The 26,112-nt window shown below is 64.1% G+C and carries 32 protein-coding genes, 1 tRNA gene and 4 pseudogenes; 22 read left to right on the top strand and 15 right to left on the bottom strand.

All coding sequences use genetic code 11. The features are described from left to right. Positions 1–26: 26 nt before the first annotated feature. On the top strand, positions 27–773 hold the full coding sequence (locus tag QF036_RS12710; protein WP_307102318.1) for a hypothetical protein: 747 nt from the start codon (positions 27–29) through the stop codon (positions 771–773). A 46-nt stretch (positions 774–819) separates the two neighbouring features. Here QF036_RS12710 and QF036_RS12705 read toward each other — a convergent pair whose 3' ends face one another. The 3 genes from QF036_RS12705 to QF036_RS12695 form a co-directional block, all read right to left on the bottom strand. Then, a complete protein-coding gene (locus QF036_RS12705; RefSeq protein ID WP_307102316.1) occupies positions 820–1,209 on the bottom strand; it encodes a hypothetical protein in 390 nt (129 codons plus the stop codon). 36 nt (positions 1,210–1,245) lie between these two features. Then, positions 1,246–1,677 carry a J domain-containing protein gene (locus QF036_RS12700; RefSeq protein ID WP_307102314.1) on the bottom strand — a complete coding sequence of 144 codons (432 nt, stop codon included), beginning with the start codon at positions 1,675–1,677 and terminating at the stop codon, positions 1,246–1,248. A gap of 122 nt (positions 1,678–1,799) precedes the next feature. Then, the gene (locus QF036_RS12695; RefSeq protein ID WP_307102312.1) at positions 1,800–2,222 is read right to left on the bottom strand and encodes an Hsp20/alpha crystallin family protein; all 423 of its coding nucleotides are present in this window, start codon (positions 2,220–2,222) and stop codon (positions 1,800–1,802) included. Between the two features lie 135 nt (positions 2,223–2,357). On the opposite strand from QF036_RS12695, the gene QF036_RS12690 reads away from it, so the two are divergent. Beyond that, on the top strand, positions 2,358–2,669 hold the full coding sequence (locus QF036_RS12690; RefSeq protein WP_307102310.1) for a MerR family transcriptional regulator: 312 nt from the start codon (positions 2,358–2,360) through the stop codon (positions 2,667–2,669). A 165-nt stretch (positions 2,670–2,834) separates the two neighbouring features. On the opposite strand, the gene QF036_RS12685 is transcribed toward QF036_RS12690, so the two are convergent. Further along, on the bottom strand, positions 2,835–3,083 hold the full coding sequence (locus tag QF036_RS12685) for a hypothetical protein (protein ID WP_307102308.1): 249 nt from the start codon (positions 3,081–3,083) through the stop codon (positions 2,835–2,837). A gap of 63 nt (positions 3,084–3,146) precedes the next feature. After that, positions 3,147–3,219 (bottom strand) — tRNA-Lys (locus QF036_RS12680). A 196-nt stretch (positions 3,220–3,415) separates the two neighbouring features. On the opposite strand from QF036_RS12680, the gene QF036_RS12675 reads away from it, so the two are divergent. Beyond that, positions 3,416–3,640 carry a hypothetical protein gene (locus QF036_RS12675; protein WP_307102306.1) on the top strand — a complete coding sequence of 75 codons (225 nt, stop codon included), beginning with the start codon at positions 3,416–3,418 and terminating at the stop codon, positions 3,638–3,640. A 309-nt stretch (positions 3,641–3,949) separates the two neighbouring features. Here QF036_RS12675 and QF036_RS12670 read toward each other — a convergent pair whose 3' ends face one another. Then, a complete protein-coding gene (locus QF036_RS12670) occupies positions 3,950–4,552 on the bottom strand; it encodes a dihydrofolate reductase family protein (protein WP_307102304.1) in 603 nt (200 codons plus the stop codon). 63 nt (positions 4,553–4,615) lie between these two features. Between QF036_RS12670 and QF036_RS12665 the strand changes: the two genes are divergently transcribed. The 4 genes and pseudogenes from QF036_RS12665 to QF036_RS12650 all read left to right on the top strand — a co-directional run. Next, positions 4,616–6,142, top strand: coding sequence for an ATP-dependent DNA ligase (locus QF036_RS12665; protein WP_307102303.1), 1,527 nt, complete (start codon positions 4,616–4,618; stop codon positions 6,140–6,142). After that, positions 6,139–6,726 carry a TMEM175 family protein gene (locus QF036_RS12660; protein WP_307102302.1) on the top strand — a complete coding sequence of 196 codons (588 nt, stop codon included), beginning with the start codon at positions 6,139–6,141 and terminating at the stop codon, positions 6,724–6,726. Before QF036_RS12665 ends, QF036_RS12660 begins: the two co-directional genes overlap by 4 nt. 390 nt (positions 6,727–7,116) lie before the next feature. Beyond that, the gene (locus tag QF036_RS12655; protein ID WP_307102300.1) at positions 7,117–7,266 is read left to right on the top strand and encodes a hypothetical protein; all 150 of its coding nucleotides are present in this window, start codon (positions 7,117–7,119) and stop codon (positions 7,264–7,266) included. Positions 7,267–7,284: 18 nt separating this feature from the next. Continuing rightward, a pseudogene (locus QF036_RS12650) lies at positions 7,285–7,422 on the top strand (ABC transporter ATP-binding protein); the annotation flags it as partial. A gap of 919 nt (positions 7,423–8,341) precedes the next feature. Here QF036_RS12650 and QF036_RS12645 read toward each other — a convergent pair. Continuing rightward, entirely contained in the window at positions 8,342–8,824 is a 483-nt protein-coding gene (locus QF036_RS12645; RefSeq protein ID WP_307102299.1) for a winged helix-turn-helix transcriptional regulator, read from the bottom strand. Positions 8,825–8,950: 126 nt separating this feature from the next. Between QF036_RS12645 and QF036_RS12640 the strand changes: the two genes are divergently transcribed. From QF036_RS12640 to QF036_RS12630, 3 genes are all read left to right on the top strand, one after another. Further along, positions 8,951–9,667 carry an SDR family oxidoreductase gene (locus tag QF036_RS12640; protein ID WP_307102296.1) on the top strand — a complete coding sequence of 239 codons (717 nt, stop codon included), beginning with the start codon at positions 8,951–8,953 and terminating at the stop codon, positions 9,665–9,667. A gap of 47 nt (positions 9,668–9,714) precedes the next feature. After that, complete coding sequence (locus tag QF036_RS12635) at positions 9,715–10,239, top strand: PaaI family thioesterase (RefSeq protein ID WP_307102294.1); 525 nt, start codon at positions 9,715–9,717, stop codon at positions 10,237–10,239. A gap of 283 nt (positions 10,240–10,522) precedes the next feature. Beyond that, complete coding sequence (locus tag QF036_RS12630; protein WP_307105901.1) at positions 10,523–11,011, top strand: SLAC1 family transporter; 489 nt, start codon at positions 10,523–10,525, stop codon at positions 11,009–11,011. A 281-nt stretch (positions 11,012–11,292) separates the two neighbouring features. Here QF036_RS12630 and QF036_RS12625 read toward each other — a convergent pair. Then, positions 11,293–11,871, bottom strand: a pseudogene (locus QF036_RS12625) (adenylate kinase). A 327-nt stretch (positions 11,872–12,198) separates the two neighbouring features. Between QF036_RS12625 and QF036_RS12620 the strand changes: the two are divergent. The 5 genes from QF036_RS12620 to QF036_RS25340 all read left to right on the top strand — a co-directional run bounded on the left by QF036_RS12620 (position 12,199) and on the right by QF036_RS25340 (position 14,410). After that, a complete protein-coding gene (locus QF036_RS12620; RefSeq protein ID WP_307102293.1) occupies positions 12,199–12,705 on the top strand; it encodes a hypothetical protein in 507 nt (168 codons plus the stop codon). Between the two features lie 4 nt (positions 12,706–12,709). Beyond that, the gene (locus QF036_RS12615) at positions 12,710–13,195 is read left to right on the top strand and encodes a nucleoside deaminase (RefSeq protein ID WP_307102291.1); all 486 of its coding nucleotides are present in this window, start codon (positions 12,710–12,712) and stop codon (positions 13,193–13,195) included. A gap of 169 nt (positions 13,196–13,364) precedes the next feature. Next, the gene (locus QF036_RS12610) at positions 13,365–13,658 is read left to right on the top strand and encodes a DUF4235 domain-containing protein (protein ID WP_307102289.1); all 294 of its coding nucleotides are present in this window, start codon (positions 13,365–13,367) and stop codon (positions 13,656–13,658) included. A gap of 81 nt (positions 13,659–13,739) precedes the next feature. After that, the gene (locus QF036_RS25345; RefSeq protein ID WP_373460137.1) at positions 13,740–13,862 is read left to right on the top strand and encodes a twin-arginine translocation signal domain-containing protein; all 123 of its coding nucleotides are present in this window, start codon (positions 13,740–13,742) and stop codon (positions 13,860–13,862) included. Positions 13,863–14,143: 281 nt separating this feature from the next. Next, positions 14,144–14,410, top strand: coding sequence for a hypothetical protein (locus tag QF036_RS25340; protein ID WP_373460293.1), 267 nt, complete (start codon positions 14,144–14,146; stop codon positions 14,408–14,410). Positions 14,411–14,564: 154 nt separating this feature from the next. Here QF036_RS25340 and QF036_RS12605 read toward each other — a convergent pair whose 3' ends face one another. Further along, entirely contained in the window at positions 14,565–14,849 is a 285-nt protein-coding gene (locus tag QF036_RS12605; protein WP_307102287.1) for a hypothetical protein, read from the bottom strand. 1,035 nt (positions 14,850–15,884) lie between these two features. After that, positions 15,885–15,998 (bottom strand): annotated as a pseudogene (locus QF036_RS25460) (DUF805 domain-containing protein); the annotation flags it as partial. A 229-nt stretch (positions 15,999–16,227) separates the two neighbouring features. Between QF036_RS25460 and QF036_RS12600 the strand changes: the two are divergent. After that, entirely contained in the window at positions 16,228–16,563 is a 336-nt protein-coding gene (locus QF036_RS12600) for a response regulator transcription factor (protein ID WP_307102285.1), read from the top strand. Between the two features lie 251 nt (positions 16,564–16,814). Here the strand turns inward: QF036_RS12600 and QF036_RS12595 are convergent, their stop codons facing one another. Both QF036_RS12595 and QF036_RS12590 read right to left on the bottom strand, forming a co-directional pair. Next, positions 16,815–17,054: a hypothetical protein gene (locus QF036_RS12595; RefSeq protein WP_307102283.1), complete on the bottom strand. Its 240-nt coding sequence runs from the start codon at positions 17,052–17,054 to the stop codon at positions 16,815–16,817. 242 nt (positions 17,055–17,296) lie between these two features. Further along, complete coding sequence (locus QF036_RS12590; RefSeq protein ID WP_307102280.1) at positions 17,297–17,506, bottom strand: hypothetical protein; 210 nt, start codon at positions 17,504–17,506, stop codon at positions 17,297–17,299. Positions 17,507–18,302: 796 nt separating this feature from the next. On the opposite strand from QF036_RS12590, the gene QF036_RS12585 reads away from it, so the two are divergent. Both QF036_RS12585 and QF036_RS12580 read left to right on the top strand, forming a co-directional pair. After that, positions 18,303–18,719 carry a CBS domain-containing protein gene (locus QF036_RS12585; RefSeq protein ID WP_306922528.1) on the top strand — a complete coding sequence of 139 codons (417 nt, stop codon included), beginning with the start codon at positions 18,303–18,305 and terminating at the stop codon, positions 18,717–18,719. Between the two features lie 288 nt (positions 18,720–19,007). After that, on the top strand, positions 19,008–19,493 hold the full coding sequence (locus tag QF036_RS12580; RefSeq protein ID WP_307102278.1) for an alpha/beta hydrolase: 486 nt from the start codon (positions 19,008–19,010) through the stop codon (positions 19,491–19,493). A gap of 207 nt (positions 19,494–19,700) precedes the next feature. On the opposite strand, the gene QF036_RS25335 is transcribed toward QF036_RS12580, so the two are convergent. Continuing rightward, positions 19,701–19,865: a hypothetical protein gene (locus QF036_RS25335; protein WP_373460292.1), complete on the bottom strand. Its 165-nt coding sequence runs from the start codon at positions 19,863–19,865 to the stop codon at positions 19,701–19,703. On the opposite strand from QF036_RS25335, the gene QF036_RS12575 reads away from it, so the two are divergent. Then, positions 19,800–19,937: a hypothetical protein gene (locus QF036_RS12575; protein ID WP_307102276.1), complete on the top strand. Its 138-nt coding sequence runs from the start codon at positions 19,800–19,802 to the stop codon at positions 19,935–19,937. The two genes, QF036_RS25335 and QF036_RS12575, sit on opposite strands and share 66 nt — an antisense overlap. Positions 19,938–19,993: 56 nt before the next feature. Here the strand turns inward: QF036_RS12575 and QF036_RS25330 are convergent. Together QF036_RS25330 and QF036_RS12570 are read right to left on the bottom strand one after the other, a co-directional pair. Next, positions 19,994–20,155: pseudogene (locus QF036_RS25330) on the bottom strand (DUF6884 domain-containing protein); the annotation flags it as partial. 283 nt (positions 20,156–20,438) lie between these two features. Next, positions 20,439–20,780: a TetR/AcrR family transcriptional regulator gene (locus QF036_RS12570; protein ID WP_307102275.1), complete on the bottom strand. Its 342-nt coding sequence runs from the start codon at positions 20,778–20,780 to the stop codon at positions 20,439–20,441. 422 nt (positions 20,781–21,202) lie between these two features. On the opposite strand from QF036_RS12570, the gene QF036_RS12565 reads away from it, so the two are divergent. The 3 genes from QF036_RS12565 to QF036_RS12555 are packed head-to-tail and all read left to right on the top strand — an operon-like array spanning position 21,203 to position 26,012. Further along, a complete protein-coding gene (locus tag QF036_RS12565; RefSeq protein ID WP_307105900.1) occupies positions 21,203–22,225 on the top strand; it encodes a 3-oxoacyl-ACP synthase III in 1,023 nt (340 codons plus the stop codon). Next, positions 22,219–24,918, top strand: coding sequence for an alpha/beta fold hydrolase (locus tag QF036_RS12560; protein ID WP_307102272.1), 2,700 nt, complete (start codon positions 22,219–22,221; stop codon positions 24,916–24,918). The genes QF036_RS12565 and QF036_RS12560 overlap by 7 nt, the downstream gene beginning before the upstream one ends. Further along, the gene (locus QF036_RS12555) at positions 24,915–26,012 is read left to right on the top strand and encodes an NAD-dependent epimerase/dehydratase family protein (protein ID WP_307102270.1); all 1,098 of its coding nucleotides are present in this window, start codon (positions 24,915–24,917) and stop codon (positions 26,010–26,012) included. Before QF036_RS12560 ends, QF036_RS12555 begins: the two co-directional genes overlap by 4 nt. The last annotated feature ends 100 nt before the right edge of the window (positions 26,013–26,112 follow it).

The raw sequence follows: 26,112 nt of genomic DNA, 5'->3' as shown, positions 1-26,112 counted from the left end.
ATGAGGAGGACGGGAGACTCACTGCAATGCCAGTCACACGCAATGTTGCCTGGGACAGGCGTTTGGAATCCTTCAAGGGCAGGGACACGACACAGTACGTGCTCACGGCTGCCTCCATGGCCAGCGCGTGCGCTGCCTGCCGGGGGCCCCTTGAGTACGGTGAGCCGCTCTCACTGCTGGTGAACGTCACGGAAAGCACGGCACCGGACGGAACCAATTACGTCACCTTCACCGACTGCGTCTGCCACCGCCGCTGCAGTGATCCCGGCCTGAATGTCCAGCGGAGCCAGTGGGTACCTAACAAACTCACCCCCATGGCCGCCCGGATGGTCCTCACCCAGCAGTCCGGTAACGGGCACGAACGATTGGTACCGGTGCTGGTTTACACACTGGTCCCGGTCGTGGCATTTCGGGAGAACGACGGCGACCTGACCTCCGCCCTCGTCTCGATCCTGCTCTTCCACGGCTTCCAATTGGCCATGAGCCCGGACTATGGAGACATCCTGGAAGACGTCGTCGAAACGTCAGCCAGCTGCAGCTTCGCCGTGACACGACAGGGCCTGATCACCCACAGCATCGGTGGCAGGACCCTCTTTGGGGAACAGCTCCACCCGGATGAACCCAACGACGCGCTGTGGCTCGAGGCCGCCCGCGGCGGCCACGTTCTGGTCATCAGCGGAGACAACCTCATCATCACAACCAATGGCCTTGACATCCGCCACGCCGCAGCCCAAGGAACACTGGTCATCGGCACGGTTCCCGTCCGCATATAGGCCATAGACCGCTGCCCCGCCCCATGCTTGCCGGACCGCAACGAAGCTAGTCCACGAGCCGAGGAGGGCCGAAGAGGAATTCGTTGGCGTGCGACACGGCTTTGCGGAACGCGTCATTCCGAAGCGCCACGAGGTGTTCAATGTCGTCCACGCCGGGTTCAAGGAATCCGGTAAAGCCCGGGCGAAGCACCCAGATATCCCCCGCAGGGGGCAGGTAGAACACCCCGAAGGAACGGTGCTGGTGGTCGTCGTCGGTCCAGATGGGCACCACGGCCAGGGCGGCACCGGTTGCGGGGTTGATCCATTGTGCGCGGGGCAGCGGCTCCTCGTGGGCCTCGGGGTCCAGGAACGGGGCTGTTCCCTTGCCCCAGCGCTGTTCGAAGCGCTCGTGGAAGGCCGGGATCAGGTGTGAGTCGTAGCGGCGCCAGTCGCTCATCGTGGTAGTTCTCCTCTGGGTCTGAGTCATGTGTTGTTACGCTCGCGGTCCGCTCTCCCACCGGACGGGTGTGGCGCGCAGTGGCGGCTCCCGGCGCCGGACCACGCGGACCGGAATATCTTGCGGACTGCTGCCGTTCCACTTTCCGGTGCTCCGGCGGGTGTCCTGGCCGTTCGCGTCAGCACGTTCTTGCGGCCGGTTTCGCTCCGCAGATGGAACTGCGGGCCCGGCGCGGGAGGCCTCGCGGTCGTAGGCGTGGCGGCGCTTGGGGTCACGGAGCACGGCGAAGGCCTGCATGATCAGCTGGAGTTCGGCGGGCGCGGCCTCTCCGCCGGAAACATCGGGGTCGGCAACATCGGGGTGGTGCCGGCGCATGAGGGCGCGGTAGGCGCGCGCGATTTCCTGTGGCGATGCGCCACGGGAAACGTGCAGGACCGCGTAGTAGTCCGGGACAGGTCTGGTCATCATGAAGCCTGTTGCTGCTGCAGGATTGTGCTGGTTCCGTTGCCGGTGGCAGCGGTTCGGGGCGGGCCTCCGGCAGACGCCCGAAGGCGGGAATCCGGACGCCGCCCCGTCATGGCATTGAAGGGCTACGTCTCGATCTGGTGCTGCTGGCCTTTGCTTTCGATCTCGATCTTCCGCGGCTTTGCCTGTTCCGCCACGGGGATCCGCAGTGTCAGCACGCCGACGTCGTAGCTGGCCTTGATGTTGTCCGCGTCCAGGGTGTCGCCAAGGATGAGCTGGCGGCTGAAGACGCCGCGGGGCCGTTCGGAGACCACTAGTTCGACGTTGGGCTGGGTAGCGTCCCGGCGCTCTGCCCGGACGGTGAGGACGTTCCGTTCAACGTTCAGATCCACGTCGTCGGGCGAGATCCCGGGCAGGTCAAATGCCACGACGAATTCCCCGTCTTCCTGCCACGCGTCCATCGGCATGGCCGCCGGACGGGCTGCTGTTCCGAAGACCTGCTGGGTGAGCCGGTCCAGCTCACGGAACGGGTCAGTACGGATTAGCATCACATCCCACTCCCTTCAGCATCTAGGTTTCATGGCTACCCACCGCCGAGCATCTGTGACAGTGGATATAGATTTCTTATAGCACTGGTGACAAACTGGTGCAAGAGAAAGATCCAAGCAATTGACGGGAAACTCATGGCAAACCAACACAGCAGCGGGCGCGGACTGTACGCCATTTCGGTGGTTGCGGAACTCCTGGGGACGGGCCAGCAAAACATCCGGCTGTATGAACGCCGCGGCCTGCTGACCCCGGAACGGACCGAGGGAGGCACCCGCCAGTACAGTGAATCCGACCTCGCCGTCCTGCGCCGGATCGGAGAGCTCCTGGATGAGGGGCTCAACCTGGCGGGCGTGGCCAAGGTGCTGGAACTGGAAATGGACAACGCCCGACTCCGGCGCCAGCTAAAGCGCGCCCGCAGCGCCCGCCCGAACGAGGACAGCATGTAAGGCAGCCAAAACCCTCGCGCGGCCTAAGGCCGGCTGCCCGGAGCGGACCGGTTCCGGCAGGAGCACAAGCCGCTGGAGCCGAGCGGACGCGGCCACCACGTACTGCCCGGCCCTGCAGCGTCCACGAGCGGCCCGCCGACACGGCGGAACAGAACCTATGCATCTCTAGGAAAGGCCTGCAATCCCCGGTTTCTTCCAGGACGGTTCCCGCCCGGGAATGTTCCGGCTGAGCAGATCCAGCAGTTCACCCTGATCCAGGCCGGTCGCCTCGCTCACCTCGGCAAGGGTGGCATCCCCGGTGCGCAGCAGCGCCGCGGCGGATTCCCGCAGCGTTCTGTATGCAACGTCCAGGGTGGCTTCGGCGGTTGCTATGACCGCCGCCAGTGCCCGCAGCCTCTGGAGTTCTGAGTCCATTTCGCATCACCGCCCCTTCGTCTGGACCCCGCCGAACCAGGAGTCCGGCGGACTGTTCCAGCGTGCACCCGGTGGGAATCGAACCCACGACCCGAGGATTAAAAGTCCCCTGCTCTCCCGGCTGAGCTACGGGTGCGTGCTTCCTGCGCAATACTCGGTCAGTACGTGTCGGCTTCATGCGTGACCTATATCAACCACCATAGATTTTTAGCACTGCCACAGCGCGTGTGCAAGCGTTTTTCGCGTGGGAAACCGGGATAGAAAACCTTGCGCGATGCGGCTGCGAGTGCTACTAAATCTATATCAACAGATATAGATCAGGATGAAGGTGCATGAAGACAAAACAAGCAGCTGCGGACAATCCGCTCAAACTCAAGACCGTGAATGAAGGCACAGTACTGCGTATCAGGGATCATGACTTCCACGTGATGGCCGCCGAGCAACGCGACGGCCTGGTGCACTTGACACTCCAGGCACCAGACGGAGACCACTGCACCTTCATCGGCACCAAGGGAACGCGGGTGCGGCCCCGCCCCGCCCCTGGACATGCGACGTGACAAGCAGCGGAGGCGAACCCCGGCCAGGTAACGGGACGGTTTTGGCGAGCGAACACCGCCCCCACAGACATCGTCGCGGACGGAGGCCAGACCGCACGGGGCAGGACTTGTCCCCATGCGACGGAGGGATCTCCGGGTGGGCTGTGAGGGTTATGCTGAAAATGGTATGGTTTTGTGCGCGGTGGCTTCTCCGCACCATCCCGAGGCTGCTCGCCTCTCCGCCCTTGCCCAGGCCGCAGCCGGGCCTGTCGTCTGGGCCGGTAATAAAGCCGTCAACGGACGTGGTGATGGACGCGATAACCTTGCCCATCAGGCGCCCGGCATATCCTGGGTCGCCACGCTGCCTGCTCGGTCGTAGACCAGCGACACTGCCCCCTTCGGGAAGGTGCGCGCCGGCTCGGCGAGGCGGAAGGAGGCGGGGACGGTCACGGCGTCGAAGATGCGCTTGCCCTGCCCGAGGGTGATCGGATAGAGCCAGAGGTGGAGGCGGTCGAGCACGTCCGCTGCCAGTAGCGACCGGATGAGGACTCCGCTGCCGAACATGTGCACCTCGTCGAACTCTTCACGGAGCCGGCCCGCTGCCTCTGCGTTTGGCAGCACCTTGGTGCCCGCCCACGCCGGAGCAACCAGTGAATTGGAGACGACGAACTTGGGCACCCGATTGAGCGTGCCGCCGATCTCGTCGGACTGGTGCGGCCAGTAGGCCGCGAAAATGTCGTAGGTCTTCCGACCGAGGAGCAGGGCGTCGATGCGGCCAATCTCATCGCCGATGGCAGCGCCGGCCTCGTCATCGGACACCGGAGCCTGCCAGCCACCGAAGGCGAATCCGCCCGCGGTATCTTCTTCGCTGCCGCCCGGCGCCTGGTAGACGCCGTCGAGGGTGACAAACAGGTTGGCGACGATGATTCCCACGCGCCCATTCTGGAACAGGGCCTAATCGCTGTCCATAGCCAGCGGCCGTGACAGACTGGTGCCATGCTACTCGACGAGCTCGTGAGGACCTCGGAAGCCGTCGCGGCCACCCGCTCCCGGCTCGCCAAGGTCAACGAACTGGCAGGCCTGCTGCTCCGGCTCGACCCCGCGGACATCCCGACGGCCGTCGGCTTGCTCACCGCCAAGCCTCGCCAGGGCCGAGTCGGGATCGGCTGGAGCGGCATGAGGGCGGCCAAGGGCGAGCCAGCTCCTGAGCCGAATCTCACTATCGCCCACCTCGACGTTGCGTTGGACCGGCTGCTGGCAGCCGCAGGCGCTGGCTCGACCATGGAACGCGCCGCCACCCTTCGGACTCTGATGGCGGAAGCCACCGAACGAGAGCAGGCCTTCATCGCCGGCGTGCTGCTCGGAGAACTTCGTACCGGTGCACTCGAAGGCGTACTGACGGATGCGGTTGCCCGCGCCGCCGGCCGGCGGGTCGAGGCCGTACGGCGCGCAGCGATGCTCTCCGGCGATCTCGGCGGGACCGCCCTGCTGGCGGTCACGGGCACCGCGGCCCAGCTTGACGCGGTCGGCCTCGTCGTCGGGCGTCCCGTGCAGCCCATGCTCGCCGCAACCGCGGCCAGTGCCGGCGAGGCGCTGGAGGCGACGGGGGAAGCGTCGGTGGAATACAAGCTCGACGGCGCACGCATCCAGGTGCACCGTGCCGGCGACGACGTGCGCATCTACACACGCACCCTGGCCGAAGTGACCCACCGGCTGCCTGAGGTGGCGGAGGTGGTGCGAGGACTGCCCGTGCGCGATGTGATCCTCGACGGCGAGACCCTAGCCCTCGACGAGGACGGCGGGCCCCGGCCGTTCCAGGAGACCATGTCCCGGTTCGGGGCGAACGCGGCGCGCACCACGCTGCTGCATCCGTGGTTTTTCGACGTGCTGCACATCGACGGGCGCGACCTGCTCGACGAGCCGCTGTCCGCACGCATCGGCGTGCTCGAGCGCATTGCCCCCGGTCACCGCATCCCGGGGAAAATCACTGCGGATGCGGCTGTTGCCGAGAGAGTGTTGCGCGATGCGCTGGCCGCCGGCCATGAGGGTGTGGTCGTGAAGGCGGTGGGCTCGGCCTACGCCGCCGGGCGGCGGGGTTCGAACTGGATCAAGGTGAAGCCGGTTCTCACCTACGACCTGGTGGTGCTCGCCTGCGAATGGGGGTCAGGACGGCGCACCGGGCTGCTGTCGAACCTGCACCTCGGAGCCCTGGACCCTGTTGGCGAGTTCGGCGAACCCGGCGGCTACGTGATGGTGGGCAAGACTTTCAAGGGCCTCACCGACGCGCTGCTTCAATGGCAGACCGAAAGATTCCAGGAGTTGGAGATGCGGCGTACGGCGGGTACGGTGTGGACCAAACCGGTCACCGTGGTCGAGATCGCCATCGACGGCGTCCAGCACTCTCCCCGCTATCCGGGTGGAATCGCCCTTCGGTTCGCACGAGTCAAGCGCTACCGTGACGACAAGACGGCCGCGGAGGCCGACACCATCCAGACGTTGCGCGCTCTGCTCCGTACCCCATGAACAAGAACCGTCTGGAGGCGTTCAGTGATGGTGTGCTCGCCATCATCATCACAATCATGGTGCTGGAACTCCACGTGCCGGACGAACCGACCTGGCGTGGTTTGGGGTCCGTCCTGCCCACGTTCCTCAGCTACCTGCTCAGCTTCGTCTACGTCGGTATTTACTGGAACAATCACCACCACATGATCCACCTGGCAAGCAGGGTCAACGGGGCGATCCTCTGGGCCAATCAGCACTTGTTGTTCTGGCTTTCGCTAATCCCGTTCACCACCCGCTGGATGGATGAGTCCGGCTTCGTGCAGATCCCGGTGCTGACGTATGGGATCAACTTACTGTGCGCCGCGATCGCCTACTTCATCCTGGAACGGGCACTGATCCGCCAACAAGGCCGGGATGGCCCCCTCGCCCAGGCAATTGGCCGGGACTGGAAAGGCAAAGCGTCGCCACTGATTTACGTCGCAGGCCTCGGGCTGACCGCAGTCCAGCCACTGCTTGGGGTTGCGGTCTACACCATCGTGGCCCTGATCTGGCTAATTCCTGACCGCCGGGTTGAGCACTTCGTCACCCATGCTCACCGGGACTGACCCGCCCGGGGCTGCCCATAGTCCGGTACCTGAAGATGTTTGAGTAGCCGGCTGCCTGTCCCCATCAGAACCGTCGAAGCTCTCCGCTGTTCCGGATCAGGACAGTTCTCGTTGTTTGTACGCCACGCAGACCGCTTCCTAGCCACGGCGCCATCGTTCCACCGACGTCACCGATCCGCTCACCGGCCAAAAACGGAGCAGCGGCTGTTTTCGGACCCCAGAACCAGGATAACTTTCTGCCCGCCCTGGTACCACAACCGCTACCCGGGCGCCCGCTGCGATATAGAGTCCCTAGATTATTCGTATTCCTTCTCGGAGGAACTGCAGCAGGAGTGGCCGTGGACGGAGCGGTACGCTTCCCAACCCGAGATCCTTGAATACATCAATCACGTGGCAGACCGTTTCGATCTGCTCAAAAATATTCAACTCAATACACGGGTCACAGGTGCCAAGTTCGATGAGGCCCAAGCGCGCTGGATTGTGACCACCCAAGCGCGCTGGATTGTGACCACCGATGCTGGCGAGGTCTATTCTGCGTAGTATGCCATCATGGCGACCCGCGACCAACTCAACACCAGATTTCTGCCGCGCTTCACCGAACTGCCTCACCACGTTTACGAACAAATCCAACTGGCAAAACATGGGCGTCGTCCGGCCGCAGCCGTAGGAACAAGTAAATCCGTAGAAGTGGGCTAGCCCACGCTTTTCATGACTCGGTGTTTTTAGGTTTGTGTTTAAACAGGCGAAGGGTGCTCTGAACTAGGAAAATATGGTTGTCGAGACCGTTATTCTGCCGAGCAAAGGAGCACCCTTCGCGTGTCCAGTCTTGGCCGTATTTTCCCGCCCCTTCCGGTCTCGTTCACTGGCCAACTGCCGTCCAGGGCCCGGGATACGGCCGGGACCCGAACCCGGAACTGCAGGCCATGTCGGCGGACCCGCTGGTCATCGACCTGGGCGCGACCCTCGTGAAAGCACACTCAGACGAGGAGAAAATCGCGGGGCACGTGTAAGGGGCTACGGGTTCGCTCCGCTTGTCTTCCCCGCCAATAGGCCTGGGCCAACTCGCCGCACTGGCCTGCGACCTACCTGTAGTTCCCGGCCTCCAGCTCACCGCACTCGCGGACGGCGGCCACGCCTGGAACTCGACATCAAAGCCAGGCGCCACCGGTTTTCGCGACCGCCGGCAAAATCATCACCTGTGCCAGGCGCAAGCAGCTGCTGCTCCCCGAGAAGGCAGCCGAGAGAGCACTCATCGCACTGATCCTGGATGCACTTAAGACTTTGTCGCGAATGTCCTCGTTGTTAGACCGTTTGGGCAGGCGATACGGCACGGGGCACTTCGCTGCTGGACGGCGAGTGGGAAGTCAAGCGTGTCATCGTCGATTCGGCAGCGCGCGCATCGGGGCGGCGACTCGGCTGATGGCCGGACTGGAGCAGGTCGCAGCTGCAAATACCGGTCTATCCGCCCTATGACGCCGCGATACCGTCGTCAGTCTGCTTCGAGAAGGAACCTGAGGTTTGAGTCCAGGGAATCAGGCCGGCGAAAGCCGTGCACAACGGTGGCCAGAGGGCGACGGCGGGATGTACCGCCGTCGTCCTCTGTCTGGTTTTGTGGTTACTGGTCGGCCGCCGGGCTCGTACCGGCCGTTGACACAAGCGGTCCCAGCATCAAACTTCCTGGCGTGAACTCCTCACCGCATTCCGCACACATCACCAGCGGTTTCAGGTCGGCCCCGCAACTGTGCCGATAAGAGGCGCGGGGTGTCTCGTCGCGCATCCATGTACTGCTCCACGCTGCGAGTGAAATGAGGATGGGCGCGACTTCGGCCCCGGAAGTTGTGAGGTGGTACTCGTAGCGCGGGGGGCGCTCGGAGTACTGGACGCGCTCGATCACGCCTTGGCTTTCAAGTGTGCGCAGTCGGCCCACCAGGATGTCGCGGGACGCGCCGGTATTTCGCGCGATCTGATCGAACCGGTGAACGCCCAAAGACATCTCGCGAAGCGCCAGCAGCGCCCACCGCTCCCCGAGCACGTCGAGCCCCGCCGCGATGAAACACGCCCTGGGCGCATCTACTGCCTTGTCGGTCGGCCGATTCATCGTTCACCTGCTTTCGGTACTTTCTTCAAGTATACAAGTCAGTTGGAAAATCCTACTCACTCGACTACTCTGATGTTCTGAGGTCGCGACGACCGCGTCGCCGCCTATCTAAGAACAGGAGAATCCATGCCACTGCTATCTGGCGCCGTCGTCCTTGTTACCGGTGCAAATGGAGGCCTGGGCCGCGAGTTCGTGGAACAGGCCCTCGCCCGGGGTGCTGCGAAGGTGTACGCGACGGCCCGCCGCCCGCAAGAGTGGAACGACTCCCGGGTCGTCCCCCTCGCCCTCGATGTCACCAACCCTGACTCGATCCGGGCCGCCGTTACCCAGGCCCAGGACGTCACCGTTCTGATCAACAACGCCGGCATGAGCGTCGAATCGGACACGTTCTTGGCACTCCCCGACGAGAAGATCCGTGAGGTCATGGAGACCAACTTCTTCGGACCGGTCGCCTTGACCAGGGCATTCGCGCCGGTGCTCGCCGCCAGCGGGACATCAGCGGTCCTCAACATCCACTCAGTGCTCAGCTGGATCGCGCTCACCGGCGCCTACAGTGCATCAAAGGCCGGGCTGTGGTCGGCGACCAACTCCTTCCGTGTGGAACTGGCGCCCCAAGGCACGCAGGTCACGGGTGTTCACGTCGGCTACATGGACACAGCCATGGCCAAGGGCGTGAATGCCCCGAAGATCTCCCCCGAGGAAGTCGCGCGGAAGTCGTTCGATGGGCTTGAGCAGGGTGATTACGAGGTCATCGTGGACGACATCAGCGCCGGAGTGAAGCGCGGCCTGTCTGGCTCGATCTCGGATCTGTACCCTGCCCTGGCAGCCAATGCCCCGGTATGACCGCGACAAACCCTGAAGACCTGCAGAGCTCTAAGGAGGAAACCCCGGTGTCAACCAACACCTCGGCGCAACGCTCGGAAACCTTCACCTGGATTGATCCGGCCATCGCGCTCGAACAGCTGCCACGGCTGTCGGGTCTGGACTACTTTTCCGGCCTCCGCGACGGCAGCATTGCGCCGCCGCCGATCGCTTCCCTCATGAATTTCGATCTCGTCGATGCGAGGTACGGACACATCGAGTTCCAGTGCTGGCCGGGAGAAGCGCACTACAACCCCCTCGGCATGGTGCACGGCGGCCTGGCCTGCACGCTCCTCGACACGGTGCTCGGCTGCGCGGCACACAGTACCTTGGAAGCAGGGATCGGCTACACCTCTATCGATCTGGCGGTCAAGTACCTGCGGCCCATCACGCTTCAGAAGGGTGCTCTGCGCGCAGAGGGGTCAGTCGTGAAAACCGGCTCGCGGGTGATCTTCACCGAAGGCCGCCTCAGCACCGCCAGCGGAGAACTCCTCGCCACCGCCACGAGCACGCTGCTCATCTTCCCCCACCAACCGGGCGCTCTGACAACATGACTGATACTGGCACCGCCGTTGCCCTGACGCCTGCCGCTCAGGATCGCGTCTTGCTCCCGCCCCCTTTCGGGAATGCCGGCGTTGAGCCGCTCCGGCGTTCCCTTGGGGCTTGCCAGTCTTCCCGGAAGCTGGTCCGCCGCGGGGAGCTCTCTCGGGTCCCCGATGTGGCCGGAGGAAATCCTCTACGGGCGAGCCAGCTCGCTGTGGCTGATCCTGACCGCCGTTTACGTGGTTCGGGGCCTTCGCCGGAAAAGGAGCATTCCGGGCAGACCTCAGACATGAACTGGCAGGGCCCTTTGCGTCCTTCATCCCACTAATCGGGATCTTGCTTTCGTCCCACTACAGCCAGTACCTGCCGCCATGGGGCGCCTGGCTGTGTATGGCTTGCATTGCCGCCCTTGCCATCGTCGCTGCCCAGCTCCTGGCGCACTGGGTCACCGGCGGGGTATCCATGGAATCCATCCATCCCGGTTACCTACTGCCCGTCGTGCCCGGATCCTTCGTTGCCAGCATCGGATTCTCAAGCATCCACGCCCATGATGCTGCCATGGCAGCGTTTGGCGTTGGCGCGTTCTTCTGGCTGGTCGTAGGAACCGTCGTCACCGTGCGCCTGATGACCGGCGCCGAGGTGCCACCAGCCGCCCTCCCCGGCCGGGAAATTTACGGCTGGACGATTCTCGGCCTCGCAACATCCTTTACGTTGGTTATTGCGGCTCGCACCGCCCCAAAAGTAGCGGGACTCATCGCACCACAGAGCACAGAAGTGCGCTGAAGCTGCGGCTGCATGCAACCAGCCGCTTTGAGGCAGGGAATGTGCTGCGAAGAATTCGGGCGGCCTCAGATTTGCTGTGGCCGTCAACTTCGTCGCCGGTTAGTCGCACTCCCTCAGCTTGGAACCGTCCCGAAGATGCTCTTATTGCCGTTCAATCCGCGATTGCGGTGCTTGGCCAAGCCAACCATTGACGACGAGGCACGGCAAGGGCACTCATTGCGATGAAGTCGGGGCCGGGGCGGCGCCCCACCCGAGTGGGAACAGTGCGGATTCCGACCGGGTCATTGGGCAACCAGGTATGGAACCGCCCGGGTGATTGACCGGATGACGCGATCGGTGACTTCATCAATCCCGCCGACGCCGTCCACCTGCGTCAGGATTCCGCGCTCGGCATACTTGGCCACAACGGCCTAGGTTTGCGCGTGGTAAAGATCCAGCCGATGGCGGATAACGGCCTCGTTGTCGTCGCTGCGGCCGGTTTCCCCGGCCCGGTCCAGAAGCCTAGCTACCACTTCCTCGTCGGTAGCGGTGAGCTGGAGGACAACGTCGAGCTTCTGGTCAACGGTGCCCAGGACCATATCAAGGTAGTCAACCTGTTCCGCGGTCCGGGGATAGCCGTCCAGCAGGAAGCCGTGCTCGACGTCGGCCTCGCCGAGACGGTCGCGGACCATCTTGTTGGTCACACTGTCCGGAACAAAGCCGCCGGCATCCTTGTACTTCCTGGGCTCGACACCCAATGGCGTCCCGGCTTTAACGTTGGCGCGGAAGATGTCACCGGTGGAGGCCGCAACGACGCCGAGGCGCTCTGAAATGCGTTCCGCCTGCGTACCCTTGCCCGAACCCGGAGGTCCGATAATCAATGGTGCGGGCTCTGGCCCTCCGGCACCGTCAACTCGGATCGGGACGCGGCACGAGGTCCGATCCGGATTGCTCAGGCTCAGGGCTTCAACAATGAGTATGTCCGTGCAATTGGGCGCGCGCATAGACTGCGGGAAGAGATTCCTGCACTGATCCATGAAGGACACCCGGATGCCTGCTCTTGATCCGGAGCACCTGATCTTTCGGTATAGCTGCGAGTATCGGGGCGTCCCTGGACCGGATCACGATCCGACCGGCTATCCAATGGACTGGACCGTCTCGGTGCGCGGCGCGGCCTCGGCGACAAGGATGGGGCCGACGGCGATGACGTGCACGTTGGTGAGGCGAACTTCAGAATCATCCCTGATGCCGGTACGATCCACTTGCTGGACGCCATGGACGCGGTTGACCAAGAGATGATGCTGCTCGCAGAGATGCTTTTCCACGAAAGACCTGACCTGATGCATTCGGCGGGGATGGACCTGGGAGGCGACCTGCTCCTCCTGTCCTCTATGACAGTTGAGCCCAAGTTCCGGGGCAACCGGATTGGCCACACTATCCTGAAGGCGATTCTGGGAACCGTGGCGCGCAACACCGCGATGGTCATCCTGGAGGCGGTGCCGCCGCTGGCGGAGGAGACGCCGGAGGAAGGGTCTCCGGAGCATGTGGCGGCCACGGCCGCATTACGGCGCTACTGGATGGACTTCGGATTCGAGGAAGCTGCCGGCGACTATCTCTACCTCGAGGCCGCCTCAAGGCTCGGGAGCGATGGCCCCTCCTGTCCACCGGCCAGTGCGTTTGCCGAAGCGGTCCGAAATAGCCGCATGCGAAGATAACCACATGAGCCACGAACAGCAGCAAACCGCCACCCAGAAGCCACAAACAGCCCACGACCCCGCCTTCGAAGCCGCCTACCAGGCCGCACAAAAGAGCCTCAGCGAAGGCGGGATCCCCATCGGAGCAGCGCTGGCCCGTGACGGCGTGGTCATCGCGAGCGGACACAACGAACGGGTCCAAAACGGCGACCCGATCGCACACGGCGAAATGTCCGCCCTTCGCGCAGCCGGCCGACAGAAGAGCTACCGGGACACCACGCTTTACACCACCCTCGCCCCGTGTGCCATGTGCACCGGGACCATCATCCAGTTCAAAATTCCCCGGGTGGTGGTGGGTGAAGCGCGCACGTTCGACGGCGAATTCGAGCTTCTGCGATCACGTGGCGTTGAGGTGGTGGTCCTGGATGACCAGTGCTGCGTGGACATGATGAGCACCTTCCAGAACAACAACCCGGAGCTTTGGGCGGAGGACATCGCCGAGCAGGCCTAGTTTTCCATGTCGAAGTCCAGGTCGAGGTCTTCCAGGGCGCCCAGCAGGTCATGATGGAAACACGCAGGCGTCCGCAACAGGTTATGCGGTGGCGGTGTTTGGAGTAATTTGGGTAGCCACCGGGTGCCTGCGTCCGAGCACCCAGCCCCTGTTGCAGACGAGGGATGTTATGGCCAAGAAACCCACCAGCAACCCAGCGAAAACGCTGTACCGGCCGATCGGGCTGGCCTCAGGACTGATCGGCGGCGCCATCGCTGGACAAATTTTCAAACAGGTGTGGAAGCACGCCGCCCCGGGCGACCGGGATGAGCCCCCAAACCCCCTGGCAACCGGCTACGGTCTGAAAGAGATCCTGATAGCCGCCGCCATCCAGGGCGCTATTTTCGCAGTGATAAAGACGGTCATCGACCGCGGCGGCGCGCGGCTCTTCGAGCGCTGGACCGGAGAATGGCCCGGCAACTGACGCCGGCCCCTGGCTTGCAGTGCCGACCACCTCCAAGAACTACTTTCAACTTCGCTGACGTCGTAACGACTGCTGGAAAGGGTGACCACACGTAGAAGCTTCGTGGTTAGGGCAGGAGCCCTTACAGCGGCTGCTGCCCTCTCCGCCTGTTCTGGAGTAAATATGGACCGTCAGCGGGAAACTTCGCTGAATTTCGTGCTTTGATTGCCAGGCCCGGAAAGGAACCTGCCTCGATACCTGTTCCCGGGCAGAATGCTTTGGGCCTTGAGTCTGCACGGAACATATTGCTCCATGTGCCGGCGGGTATAGGGGCCGTACAGCCGGCCCCGCTTATTCTTTTGCTTCACGGCGCCGGGGGTGAAGCAGCAGGAGGTTTAGGGCTGCTGTCCGCCTTTGCCGAGTCGCACAAGATCGTCCTGGCAGCACCGTCGTCGCGAACCTCAACGTGGGATGGCGTCCGTGGAACCTTCGGCCCCGATGTCGAGATGATTAACCAGGCGCTGGAGCGGATTTTCCAACTGGTCCTCGTTGACCCGAACCAGATCGCTGTGGGCGGCTTCTCGGACGGGGCTTCGTACGCGCTGGGTTTGGGTCTAGCAAATGGGGGCCTCTTTTCCAGGGTCATAGCATTCTCGCCAGGGTTTGTCCCGCCCGTACCTCGTACTGGCAAACCCCGCCTCTTCGTTTCCCACAGAGAGGGGATACTGTCTTGCCGATTGACCGCACCAGCCGCCGGTTGGTGCCTCTCCTAAAAACGGACGGCTACGACGTCACGTATCGAGAGTTCCCGGGGGCCATTCTGTACCCACTGCCATCTCCCGGGAAGCTATCAACTGGCTGGGCTGGCAGAGGTAGAGGAACCGAAAGTGGTAAGCGGCATTTCCATCATGCGGCGTCCCGCCCGGTCTACCCCGGAACAGTGAAGAAAGCCTTCGGGTCGTCGGCGCCGAGCAGGTCGTGGTGGAACACGACGGCGTCCACCGGCCGGGTGTCGGCGAACAGCACCGCCACGGCCTGAGAGTGGACGACGGTGTACCGGGTGAGGCCGTCCACCCAGGAATGGATCCCGGTGTACTCCTCGACGTCCAGCCCGTCACCGAGCAGGCCCCGCTCCGAGAGCAGGTCGTAGACAACATTCCAGGCGCGATCCATCAGGTCGTTGATCGCCGCTTCCACTGTTGGAGCCGTCATGGCTCCATGGTCCTCCCGGGCACCGACAGGATGGCGGGTACAGTGCGGCGTGTCTTCCAGATGATGCATCTTGACTGGCACGGTGGTTGTTTCGAACGGCTGGATTGCCCACCATGGAAACGTGGGAATGAAGGACAGGCGGCACCGGATCGGACTTGCCCTGTGCCTGCTGATCCCTTTAAGCGGGACTGCGGGGTGCGTCTATGAATACCCGGAGCCGGTGCACCCCCCAACCACTGCCCCCGAACCAGTGCACATCCCGACCCCTGACCCGACTCCGGGAGCAGGGACCCCTAAGCCCCACAGGGATCCTCAGGTCCTGGCGCGTGAGGTCAAAAACTACGCTGAGCTGGACCGGCTCCTTAAGGCGGCGCCGGGGCCAGTCCTCCTTTTTGAGGAGGGGCCACTCGATGGCCCCTTCAGGGGTTTTGGCACGACGGCGAAGGTGCCGGCAGCCGGGCTGTACACCGTCACTGCAGCTTGTGTTGGTGCTTCCGGTGCGAAGGTCGCCGTTGGACAGGAGCATCCCGGCGCCCCCTTTCGGCCGATGGAGCTCGCGCTGGATTGCGCCCGGACCACTTCCCGGGTCATTGGAATTCAGCAGGGGTACCTTTTCGCTCATCTGTTGCTCCCCAGCCCGGGCGATACGCCGTGGACAGGGGCAGTGGGCGGAGTACGTGTGACCGGCCAGGTGCATCACGCCTGCTCCGTGCCAGGCTCCCCGGCCTCCTTGAGTTCACCGGCGGCAACGTGCTCAGCGGTGCGGCGGTAGGCCTCGGCGATATAGTCCTCGAGGTCGTTGGCCACGATGCGCCAGATGGATGGCCCGGCCGCCGACCTGGATGGCGAAGCTCACCGCTCCTGATCAGTGACCGGATGAGGCTTTGCTCCACGTTCAGCTCTTCAGCGGCCTGGTCGATGGTCAGGAATCGGTGCTTCTTGGGTTCATCGGACACCATGCCATCCTCTGTGCATTAGAACGCCCTGCTGTCAGGTGACAGCGGGGCTTCTCAGGCGATCAGATTGCTGGCGGTGTCAGTAAGCTGCGGGCTGGTCGAACCGCTGCCCAGCAGGGTCGGGACCCAGGAGCGTGAACACCAGCAGGATGATCGGGCCCGCGAACGGGATCAGGCCGAGCAGGATCATCCATCCGCTCTTGTTGCTTGCTCAACAGGCCGTGAATGCTGCGCCCCCTGATAATCGATTCCGACGTTGTAATCGGGAAAATGGATGTCCAGGCTCTGGGGCCAGAGCCAACCTGGACGGGAGCCTCGGAATGTAAACAATGAGCTCTATACCGCCACAAAATGGGGGGCCTGACCTCAACTCCTACCTCGTCCAGCGACCAGACCGCGACTTCACTGACCAAGAACTCGACTTGGCCGGTTTGCTGCAACCAATTCTGACCGCCCTTGCAGTGCACTTTAAGACAGCGCAGTCAGCTGGAGCACCCACCCATGACCGCTTCGCGCAGGATCTAACAGCACGCGAAATGACGGTCTTGTCCGTTCTGATCGAGGGGCTCACCGCCGAGGCCATGAGCAGGCGGCTCGGCATTTCGCCGCGCACCGCTGGAAAGCACCTTGAACACATCTACCGCAGACTAGATGTCTGCGACCGCCTGATGGCAGTCCAACGGGCACATGAGTTGGGCCTGATCACTGCGTCGCCGGACAATAGCCAGGCCGGTCAGCCGAATCAGGACGCACCTTGATCCGTCACCCATGACGTCCGGACGCCGAAGCGCCCCGGCGTGCTCGCCGGGACGCTTCCCCCATGTCGATCAGAGGCGGCCTTCTTGCCTATCTTGCGTTGCGAAGCTGGACGGCAAAGGCCGCCATATCTTCTACGCCAGTAAAGAAGCCAGATTCATCTCTGAATAAGACACCCACACGAATGGTGGCTGGGCCGGGAATGTAGCCCGCCCCATTCGCGAAACCTGGGTCACTTGCGGCCCAGCGGCCTTTAGTCCTCGAGGTCCAGGTCGAGGTCTTCGACGTCGCCCAGCAGCCGCCACGTCGATCTGGCCCGGGCAGTACCAAGGGTGGCGGCGATGGGCATCCGGTCCACGGCTATCAGCTGGTCCAGGTCCAGGCCTGTGAGCTCGGCGATGTCCCGGATGGGTGCCGGGAAGGTCCGGAACGGACCCAGCGGCGGGACGTCCTCGGTTATCCCGCGCCAAGGCACGTCCGGCAGTTCGGCCATCTGCGGGTCTGGTCAACCACGTATCCGGTGGCAGCCAGCTCACCCCGGTGGATGAAGGCGGCGACTTGAAGTAGCGCAGCGGAATGTCCACGCCCCGGTAGACCGGATCGAGGGCGCTGAAGACCGGGCCGGTGAGGACCACAACGCGGCTGCGGTACTGGGCGGCGTGTTCCTGGAGGTAGTCCTCGATGCCCAGTCACAGCTCCGGGCCCTGGTTGAACTTGGCTGCCTATGGGGCGGCGTTAAGCTTTTCGCCGTCGATCCCGACACCGGTGACGGCCGCCAGACGCTAGGCGCATCAGCACCGAGAAGTGCGTGTACGGCAGAAGGACGGTCTCCACGCCGGCCAGCCCAGGCAGTGGCACGCGCTGGCCCAGGAATTCCTCGTCGAAACCCTGCCTGCCAGACAGGTCTTCGACGGCCGCGGTCTCGGGCAGCAGCAGTTCATCCATGGGACGGACCCTATCAGCCGCTGGTAGCGGGCACGAGAAAGGCGACCTAAACCGTGTTTCGTCCGCCCCGGGGAAGTCCCTTTTCGGTCTGGACTGGAGGAGGGTCTTCGGTTTTGCCGGGTCCGGTCAACGGGGGGTGCTTCCGGACCCGGCGGTTCTGGAAGAGACCGGGGCGCTTACTTCCGGTTCTTCTAGGACGGTCTCAGTATTTGTCGGCAACCTCGGGAAAAGGGTGGGCAACCTTGGGGCAGAATTGAGCAGCCCCTCTCGCCCTACGACACTTCCGCAAGGAGCCCCAGCGTTCTTCCAATGACGAAGGCCGATGCTGAGATCGAGTCGGCGGCGGAGGGCCCTGATCCCACCCTCCGGGATCGGACGAGCTACCCAGACCGCCGTCGACTCCTCAAGGTGCCGAACCTTGACCCACATCCCGGATGATCTGATTCAAGGCCACCCCCCACAGAGTGATCACGTGCGAAGGGTGAAGAAGTTTTCGGGTCGTCGGCGCCGAGCAGATCGTGGTGGAGCGGGATGGCGTCCATCGGATGCGTGGCGGCGAAAAGCACCGCCACCTGTCTTGAATGGACCACCGTGTACCTGGTCGGTCCGTCCACCCAGGAGTGGATCCAGGTGTTCCCACCAGGCAGTGACAGCCTTGCGGAGCCGTCCCGTGTGTCGCTCGGCGTGCCGCTCTGGACACCTACACTCAGCATCCTTAGCGTTAACGCGTGCCCGAGCAAAAAGAGGACACCGGCACGGCGGTCCGGAACCAGCCACCCAGTATGAGGAGAGCGCCATGACGACAGCACGTGAAATCATGACCGGCGGCGTCGAATGCGTCGGTGAAAATGAAACCCTGGAAGCCGCGGCCCGGAAGATGAAAGAGCTGGACGTCGGCGCCCTGCCTATTTGCGGGGAGGACAACAGGCTCAAAGGCATGATCACTGACCGCGACATCGTCATCAAATGCTTCGCTGAAGGCGGTGACCCGCGCACCGCAAAGGCCGGGGACTTTGGTCAGGGCAAACCGGTAACGATCGGGGCCGATGACTCCATCGAGGAAGCAATCAGAACCATGGGAGAGCACCAGGTGCGCCGGTTGCCCGTCATCGACGGCCACGACCTGATCGGAATCATCAGCCAGGCTGACATCGCCCGGAACTATCCCGAGGACCGCGTCGGAGAACTCGTCGAGCTGATTTCCTTCTACTGACAACCCGGTCCTGCCTGCCTCCAAGGAGAGGGCAGCTGTACCAACGGCGGTTGCCCTCTCCGCTGCCCCAAGTAACCATGGATCGTCCGTTTGCAAGCCTCATGGAATCTCGCTGCCTTGACCGCGGTGCCAGGCAAGGAACCAGGCCAGGCACCCGCCCCGGGACAATATGCACTGGGTATCGAACCGGCACGGGACACCCTACTCTACGTGCCTGCAGCGTTGCGCCCCGGACGGCCGGCCCCGCTTGTTCTCCTGCTTCATGGAGCCGGCGGTGAGGCGGCAGGAGTGCTAGGCCTACTGTCCGGCTATGCCGAAAAACACAGACTCGTCCTGGCCGCACCGTCGTCCAGAACCTCAACCTGGGACGGCGTCCGCGGCACCTTCGGATCCGACGTCAAGGCGATAAACCGGGCGCTTGAACGGATCTTCCAACTGGTCTTCGTTGACCCGAACCGTATCGCAATCGGCGGGTTCTCCGATGGCGCTTCCTACGCCTTGGGATTGGGCTTGGCAAACGGTGGCCTCTTTTCCAAAATCATTGCCTTCTCCCCCGGCTTTGTCCCTCCCGCGCATCGCTCCGGCAGACCCCGCATTTTCGTTTCCCACGGCGACCGGGATAACGTCCTGCGGATTGACCGAACCAGCCGCCGGTTGGTGCCCCTCCTGAAAAGGCAGGGCTACAACGTCACCTACCGGGAGTTCGCGGGCGGCCATACGGTTTCCCCCGCCATTAGAGAGGAAGCAATTGAATGGCTGGGCTGGGAGGAGTAGAGAGAACCCCAAGCGTCAACGCTCACACGTAGTGGGACCCGGCTGGAACCAGGGCGAACTCCGGATTTCAGGGCAGCCCGAGGGCGGGATTCTGGCAGAGGGCGGCGAGAAACAGAGCCTCGGCGAGGATCGCGTTTCGCAGTTCACCGAGGTGCACGGATTCGTTGTCATTGCCCCGACCCGCAGAATAGAAGCTGCTGCTGGCCCCTACCCGGCTGCCCGGACGGGCTCCTTTGCGAGCTGTTCGGTCAGCCAGCCCAGTTGTTGGCCTATGCCCATGCCCTTCATCGAAATCTCGTGGGGCCAATGGCACCCGTAGACGGCATACCGGTACTGCTCCCAGGCCAGGACAGTGAGCGTGACGTTCTCCAGGCCCGAGAGCTCGGCGGCCAGCTGTTCCCGGACCCGGTTGCACCACGCGTGGTGGGCGGGGACGTGCGGTGATTGGTCCCGAGCTTCATGTCGTGGGGCTCGAGGATGGCGTCCGGGTGCAGGAGTCCGTGCTTGGCTGACAGGACGTACCAGCGGTCACAGGTTTGTTCCGCGGAGGCGGCGGCCTTGTTGAACAGCTGAGAGACATACAGTTCGCGGGCCGGCGCCGGCCGCCGCAGCTTCTGCGAAGCGCAGCCGACCAAGTCCACCGTATAGTTTTCTGTCTTCATGCCAAGGCACACGCGGAGGCAGCTATCCTGCCCGTACAGTTCACCTGTGCCTGCACGTTAATCAGAGCATTTAGGTCAGGGCACGGAGCGGCGGTGGCGCTCGATGAGGGATTTGGCTAACTGCCGGGCTATTTTGGCCGCCTCACGATCGCCTTCCATGGCAGAGATGATGGAGCCTTTCAGGAGGAGGTGCCATGCCGGGCAAACAACTCGGAGTCCTCCAGCCCGGCGTCTTCGGCCAGGTCCTCGACATGCCCCCGGATCCTGGCCAGGTACTGCACGCTCACGTGGCCGAGGGCGTGATCTGGGCCATTTCCATGAGGACCTTGATCAGCATGTTCGATTTGTAACCGCCGCTATGGAGCCGGTCAGCGAAGACATCGAAGATGACCAGCAATTCTTCCTCAGGACTGGCGCTGCGGCGCTGTGCCTCGGCAACGATTCCAGAAAACCAGACCTGATCCCGTAGCGCCAGAACCGCGAGAACAAGGTCGTCCTTTGACGGGAAGTGCCGGTAGAACGTCGACTTGGCGACCCCGGACGTCTCGATCAATTCGTTGACGCCCACATCCCGGATACTGCGCCGGGAGAACAGCTCGTACGCCGTACTAAGAATGCGTTCCATAGTGTCAGCCGAGGGATGGCCCGCCGTTGGGCCGCCGGGCCGGGGATCCGCAGTAGTCACGATCCGAAAGCCGCAGGATCGCAGGTCAAATCAGCCAGCAGGCGGCCCCATTTCTAAAAGCACTCTACTTGATATTGAGTGGCCTTCGAGAGAGCCAATGGAGCCTAGGGTTCATTCCTTGAACCCTGCCGAGCAGACTGCACCAGCGAGACCCGGCGCTGTGGAAACGGCTGCGGCTCCACGGGCGGAGCTCGGTCTGACTTCTGCACTGCGAAAACCAGCATTTTGGCAAGAGGGTTGCGGAACGAATGCGGTGCCACTTTGGGGCGACATGCAGGGGCTCGCACCGGCATAGTTAAGCTCTTGGGCTTTATGGGTACAGTCACCGCATGAATGCAGGACGGAACGAACAGGGGCTCAACTTGGCAGGGAATGCAACCTTCCGGCATACCAACACCGCGCTGCTTTCGGTGAGCAGTGTCGAGGCTCCGAGGATCGTGAGTTCCACGGATTTCGACCGCAGGTTGGCGTCGACTCTGCAGCGGCTGAAGTTCCCGCCGCGGTTGCTTGAGCGCGTTGCCGGCATCACACACCGCCGCTGGTGGGCTGCTGGGACCTCGTTCGATGATGCTGCCGTCGAAGCCGGCGCGAAGGCCCTGGCCGAGGCTGGCGTAGAAGCGTCCGAAATCGGCCTGCTGATCAATACCTCAGTCACCCGGCGCAACTTGGAACCGTCCGTCGCGGTGAAGATCCACCACGGACTCGGCCTGCCCTCGTCGGCCATGAACTTCGACCTGGCCAACGCTTGCCTCGGATTCGTCAACGGCTTGACGCTGGCGGCCAACATGATCGACTCCGGCCAGATCAGACATGCGATGATCGTCAACGGTGAGGACGCTCAGGCAACGCAGGAGGCCACCCTGGCCAGACTTCAACGGCCAGAGACCACCCGTGAAGACTTCAACCGGGAGTTCGCCACGCTCACGCTTGGATCGGGGGCTGCCGCGGCCGTCCTCGGCCCGGCGGACCTGCATCCCGGCGCGCACCGAATCGTCGGCGGCGTGATGCGGGCCGGCACCGAGCACCATGAACTGTGCGTGGGCGGCATCGATGGCATGGCAACGGATACGAAGGGCCTGCTCGACGGCGGCCTGCAGCTCGTGGTCGATGCCTGGCACGAGGCACAGCCGGAATGGAACTGGGGCTCGATGGACCGGTACGTTACACACCAGGTGAGCAATGCCTACACGAAGGCCATCATTGACGCCATCGGCCTGGATCCGGACAGGGTTCCCATCACGTTCCCGCACTGGGGCAACGTGGGCCCTGCCTCCCTCCCGATGACCCTCGCCGCCGAGGCGCAGTTCCTCGAAACCGGGAACCGCGTGCTGTGCATGGGGGTCGGTTCCGGCCTGAACACCGCCATGATGGAAATCCTTTGGTAGTCGCAGACTGGCCCGGCGTCGACCCCGAATGGTCGCGTGAAATCAGTGCTGTCTCCACCTCCGCCACCGATGAGCCGGGCACCGTGCGCCGCTGGCACCTCTTGGACAACGGTGCCCAGCTCTCCTTCCGCGGCCTGACTCCCGCCGGCACCCTGCTGTGCGTCCACGGGAACCCGACGTGGTCATATCTGTGGCGGACGCTGCTGGCCGCCGGATCTGACCCGGTACATCCGTGGCGCGTGGTGGCGGTGGATCAGCTGGATATGGGGTTTTCGGAGCGCACCGGCACATTCCGGCGCCTGGCGGACCGGATCAATGACCTGGGGGACCTTACCAACGAACTGGGCCTGGACGGACCGGTCGTTACCGTGGGTCATGACTGGGGAGGCGTGATCAGCCTGGGCTGGGCCTTGGCGCACCCTCAGCACGTCACCGGGGTGGTGCTCACCAACACGGCCGTCCACCAGCCCTCCAATGCGGGAATCCCGCGAGCCCTGCGGCTTGCCCTGCACCCCGCAGTGCATGGGTGGGGAACGACGACGTCCGACGCCTTTCTGCGGGTGACACATTCACTGGCACACCCGCCGCTGCCCGCCGACATCCGGAACGCCTACATGGCCCCCTACCGCGGAGCCCGCCAACGGGCCGGGGTGGGGAATTTCGTTGCCGATATTCCCCTGGATGCGTCCCATCCCAGCTTCCCCGCGCTCAACCGCATAGCGGAAGGGTTGCGCAGACTGAAAGTCCCGGCTCTGATGCTCTGGGGCCCCAGGGATCCCATCTTTTCCGACCGATACCTCAAGGACCTCATCAGCCGGCTTCCCCACGCGGACGTGCACCGGTTCGAAGGCGCAGGACATCTCGTGGCGGAAGACCGGGACATCGCCGCCCCTGTTTTCCAGTGGCTCGCCGGGCAAGGCAGGACCAACAGGGGCGATCCCCGAACAAGGGAAACCATGACGATCGCCTGCCAGAGCCCGACGGAGACAGTCGACCCGGAGCCACGGACGGGCTTCCGGCCCCTTTGGGACCTGCCCGGTGAGCAGGCAGCAGGGTCCGCGGGAGGAGATACCGCCGTCGCGGAAATGTCACCGGACGGCAAAGTCAGCCGCTCGCTCAGCTGGCAGCAACTGGACCGAGCCATTGTGAACCTTGCCGCGGGGCTTCGGGAAGCCGGAGTGGGCACCGGCAGCAGGGTGAGCCTGATGGTTCCACCGGGAGTGGACCTGACCGTAGCCCTCTACGCCTGCCTCCAGCTGGGTGCGGTGGTGGTCGTGGCTGACGCCGGGTTAGGAACCAGAGGCCTGAGCCGCGCCGTGAAAGGCGCGACGCCCGATTTCCTGATCGGAATCGACAAGGCGCTGACGGCTGCCGCGATGCTCGGCTGGCCGGGACGGAGGATCAGCGTGCGGGACCTCCCGGCCGCCCGCCGCCGGATCCTGGGCGTCGAAACCTCACTGTCCGCCCTGACCGGGCGCGGTGCCGGACACGACGCAGGCCGGCTAACGCATACGTTGGACCCAACCGCCCCGGCCGCTGTGCTCTTCACATCCGGCTCCACCGGTCCTGCCAAAGGCGTGCTCTACACTCACCGGCAGCTGGCCGCGATGCGGGATACGGTGGCCGAAACATTCGGGATACGTTCCGGTGCCCGGCTCGTGGCCGGCTTCGCCCCCTTCGCCTTGCTGGGCCCGGCACTCGGAGCGGTTTCGGTCACGCCAGCCATGGACGTTACTGCGCCCCGCACCTTAACGGCCCGCGCGCTGGCGGACGCCGCCGCGGCCATAGACGCTACGGTGGTCTTCGCCTCACCGGCGGCGCTGCGCAACCTCCTTGCCACCCGGGAGGCCCTGACTGGGGCAGGGCATCAAGCCCTGGAAGGTGTCGAGTTGCTTCTCTCCGCCGGCGCGCCCGTCCCGGAACGGCTCCTGGCGGAGGTGCAGCAGCTGCTGCCCCGCGCCTCTCTGCATACCCCCTACGGGATGACGGAGGTGCTGCCGGTCACCGACATCAGCCTCGAACAAATCCAGTCCGCCGATGCCGAAGCAGCCGCCGGCACCGTGGCGGGAGCAGGCAATGGCGTGTGCGTGGGGATGCCCGTGCATGGCGCCCGCGTGGCCGTCGTCGAACTGGCGGCGGATGGCAGGGCATCCGGGTCCCATCCCGTGACCGATGCCGGCGTCACCGGCGAGATCCTGGTCAGCGCCGCGCACGTCAAGGAAACGTACGACAGGCTCTGGCTGACCCAGCAGGAGAGCAGCAGTCTGCCCGGATGGCACCGCACCGGCGACGTGGGGCACTTCGACGCCGCCGGCCGGCTCTGGGTGGAAGGACGTCTCCCCCATGTCGTGACAGCGCCCGGTGCTGTGGTGACGCCCGTCGGGCTCGAACAGTCCATCGAACGCCTGGACTGCGTCCGGCTGGCCGCCATCGCCGGGGTCGGCCCGGCAGGAACCCAGGCCGTCGTCGCCATCGTCGAGACCGTACCTCCCGCTCGCAAATCCGGCCCTGCTCCGCCGCAGCTCGCCGGCCGCGTCCGCGCGGCTGCGCTTGAGGCGGGCGTGAACATCTCCGCTGTCCTCGCAGTGCCCGCACAACCCACCGACATCCGGCACAACGCCAAAATCGACAGGACCCGTCTGTCCCGCTGGGCTTCACGGGTGCTGGCCGGCGGCCGTCCGGGAGAGCCATGAGGGTCCTCGTCACCGGCGCAAGCGGACTGCTCGGGCGGGAAGTGGCCGGGCTACTGATTCGCCAGGGCCACGCTGTGGCTACATTTCAGCGCCGTCCATCAGGAGTCGACGGCGCCACGGACTTCCTCGGGTCCGTCACGGACGATGTAGCGGTCCGCGAAGCAGTCCAGGGCGCAGAAGGAATCATTCACCTGGCCGCGAAAGTTTCTTTCACCGGCCGTGCCACCGAGTTCAACGAGGTGAACGTCGAAGGCACCCGCCATCTGCTCCGTTCCGCGCGTGAGGCCGGGGTACGGGATCTGGTGTTCGTCTCCTCCCCGTCCGTGGCCAACTCCGGCGCCGCCATCGCCGGGGTGGGCGCGGAGCCCGCTGACCCGAAACATGCGCACGGCCACTACTCCCGCACCAAGGCCGAGGCAGAGCTGCTGGCGCTGGCAGCGGACGCCCCGGAATTCCGTGTCACAGCGGTGCGTCCCCACATCGTCTGGGGCCCCGGCGACACTCAACTGGTGGAACGGGTCCTGGCACGCGCCGCCCGAAGCCGCCTGCCTCTGCTCGACGCCGGTGGCGCCCTGATCGATACCACGTACGTGGTCAACGCCGCCTCGGCCATCGTCGCCGCCTTGCACCGCATGGAACACGTCCATGGCCGCGCCCTGGTCGTGAGCAACGGCGAGCCCCGCCCGGTCGGCGAGCTGCTGTCGGGCATATGCGCTGCGGGGGGCGTCCCCGCGCCTTCGTGGAAAGTGCCGGGCGGGGTGGCACGGGCAGCGGGAACGGCGATAGAGAAGCTCTGGACCTGGGCCGGGCGCAAAGAAGAGCCGCCGATGACCAGGTTCCTCGCTGAACAGCTCTCCACCGCCCACTGGTACGACCAGCGCGACACCCGTAAACTCCTCAACTGGACGCCCGCTGTCTCACTTGATGACGGGCTGGCGAAGCTCGCCGAGCACTATGGTTCCATGCCAGCGGCGCGGGTCCAGCGAGCCCCTTATCCGCGACCTAGTCGAACTCCGTGGCGGAGGCGTCCGGTTCCCTCAACTTCATCCTCTGCGCTGACAACAGAGTCCACTCCCCCCGGTGGTCCTCCGTGACAATAGTCTAGGAACAACGGGCGCACCCAATCGGCCTGAGGCACTGCGATACTCCAACACGATCGGCCTGCCAGATTGACGGAATCACGGAGAACCCGAA

It is taken from the genome of Arthrobacter globiformis (assembly GCF_030817195.1).
Classification (GTDB): Bacteria; Actinomycetota; Actinomycetes; order Actinomycetales; family Micrococcaceae; genus Arthrobacter; species Arthrobacter globiformis_D.
Note: the sequence above shows the minus strand (reverse complement) of the source record. Positions and strands in the feature narration are given on the sequence as shown.

Coding starts and splice junctions, on each gene's coding strand:
- QF036_RS12710 (WP_307102318.1), top strand. CDS start 27: ATGCCAGTCACACGCAATGTTGCCTGGGACAGGCGTTTGGAATCCTTC.
- QF036_RS12705 (WP_307102316.1), bottom strand. CDS start 1,209: ATGAGCGACTGGCGCCGCTACGACTCACACCTGATCCCGGCCTTCCAC.
- QF036_RS12700 (WP_307102314.1), bottom strand. CDS start 1,677: ATGATGACCAGACCTGTCCCGGACTACTACGCGGTCCTGCACGTTTCC.
- QF036_RS12695 (WP_307102312.1), bottom strand. CDS start 2,222: ATGCTAATCCGTACTGACCCGTTCCGTGAGCTGGACCGGCTCACCCAG.
- QF036_RS12690 (WP_307102310.1), top strand. CDS start 2,358: ATGGCAAACCAACACAGCAGCGGGCGCGGACTGTACGCCATTTCGGTG.
- QF036_RS12685 (WP_307102308.1), bottom strand. CDS start 3,083: ATGGACTCAGAACTCCAGAGGCTGCGGGCACTGGCGGCGGTCATAGCA.
- QF036_RS12675 (WP_307102306.1), top strand. CDS start 3,416: ATGAAGACAAAACAAGCAGCTGCGGACAATCCGCTCAAACTCAAGACC.
- QF036_RS12665 (WP_307102303.1), top strand. CDS start 4,616: ATGCTACTCGACGAGCTCGTGAGGACCTCGGAAGCCGTCGCGGCCACC.
- QF036_RS12660 (WP_307102302.1), top strand. CDS start 6,139: ATGAACAAGAACCGTCTGGAGGCGTTCAGTGATGGTGTGCTCGCCATC.
- QF036_RS12645 (WP_307102299.1), bottom strand. CDS start 8,824: ATGAATCGGCCGACCGACAAGGCAGTAGATGCGCCCAGGGCGTGTTTC.
- QF036_RS12640 (WP_307102296.1), top strand. CDS start 8,951: ATGCCACTGCTATCTGGCGCCGTCGTCCTTGTTACCGGTGCAAATGGA.
- QF036_RS12615 (WP_307102291.1), top strand. CDS start 12,710: ATGAGCCACGAACAGCAGCAAACCGCCACCCAGAAGCCACAAACAGCC.
- QF036_RS12610 (WP_307102289.1), top strand. CDS start 13,365: ATGGCCAAGAAACCCACCAGCAACCCAGCGAAAACGCTGTACCGGCCG.
- QF036_RS25340 (WP_373460293.1), top strand. CDS start 14,144: ATGATTAACCAGGCGCTGGAGCGGATTTTCCAACTGGTCCTCGTTGAC.
- QF036_RS12605 (WP_307102287.1), bottom strand. CDS start 14,849: ATGACGGCTCCAACAGTGGAAGCGGCGATCAACGACCTGATGGATCGC.
- QF036_RS12595 (WP_307102283.1), bottom strand. CDS start 17,054: ATGGCCGAACTGCCGGACGTGCCTTGGCGCGGGATAACCGAGGACGTC.
- QF036_RS12590 (WP_307102280.1), bottom strand. CDS start 17,506: ATGGATGAACTGCTGCTGCCCGAGACCGCGGCCGTCGAAGACCTGTCT.
- QF036_RS12585 (WP_306922528.1), top strand. CDS start 18,303: ATGACGACAGCACGTGAAATCATGACCGGCGGCGTCGAATGCGTCGGT.
- QF036_RS12575 (WP_307102276.1), top strand. CDS start 19,800: ATGGCACCCGTAGACGGCATACCGGTACTGCTCCCAGGCCAGGACAGT.
- QF036_RS12570 (WP_307102275.1), bottom strand. CDS start 20,780: ATGGAACGCATTCTTAGTACGGCGTACGAGCTGTTCTCCCGGCGCAGT.
- QF036_RS12555 (WP_307102270.1), top strand. CDS start 24,915: ATGAGGGTCCTCGTCACCGGCGCAAGCGGACTGCTCGGGCGGGAAGTG.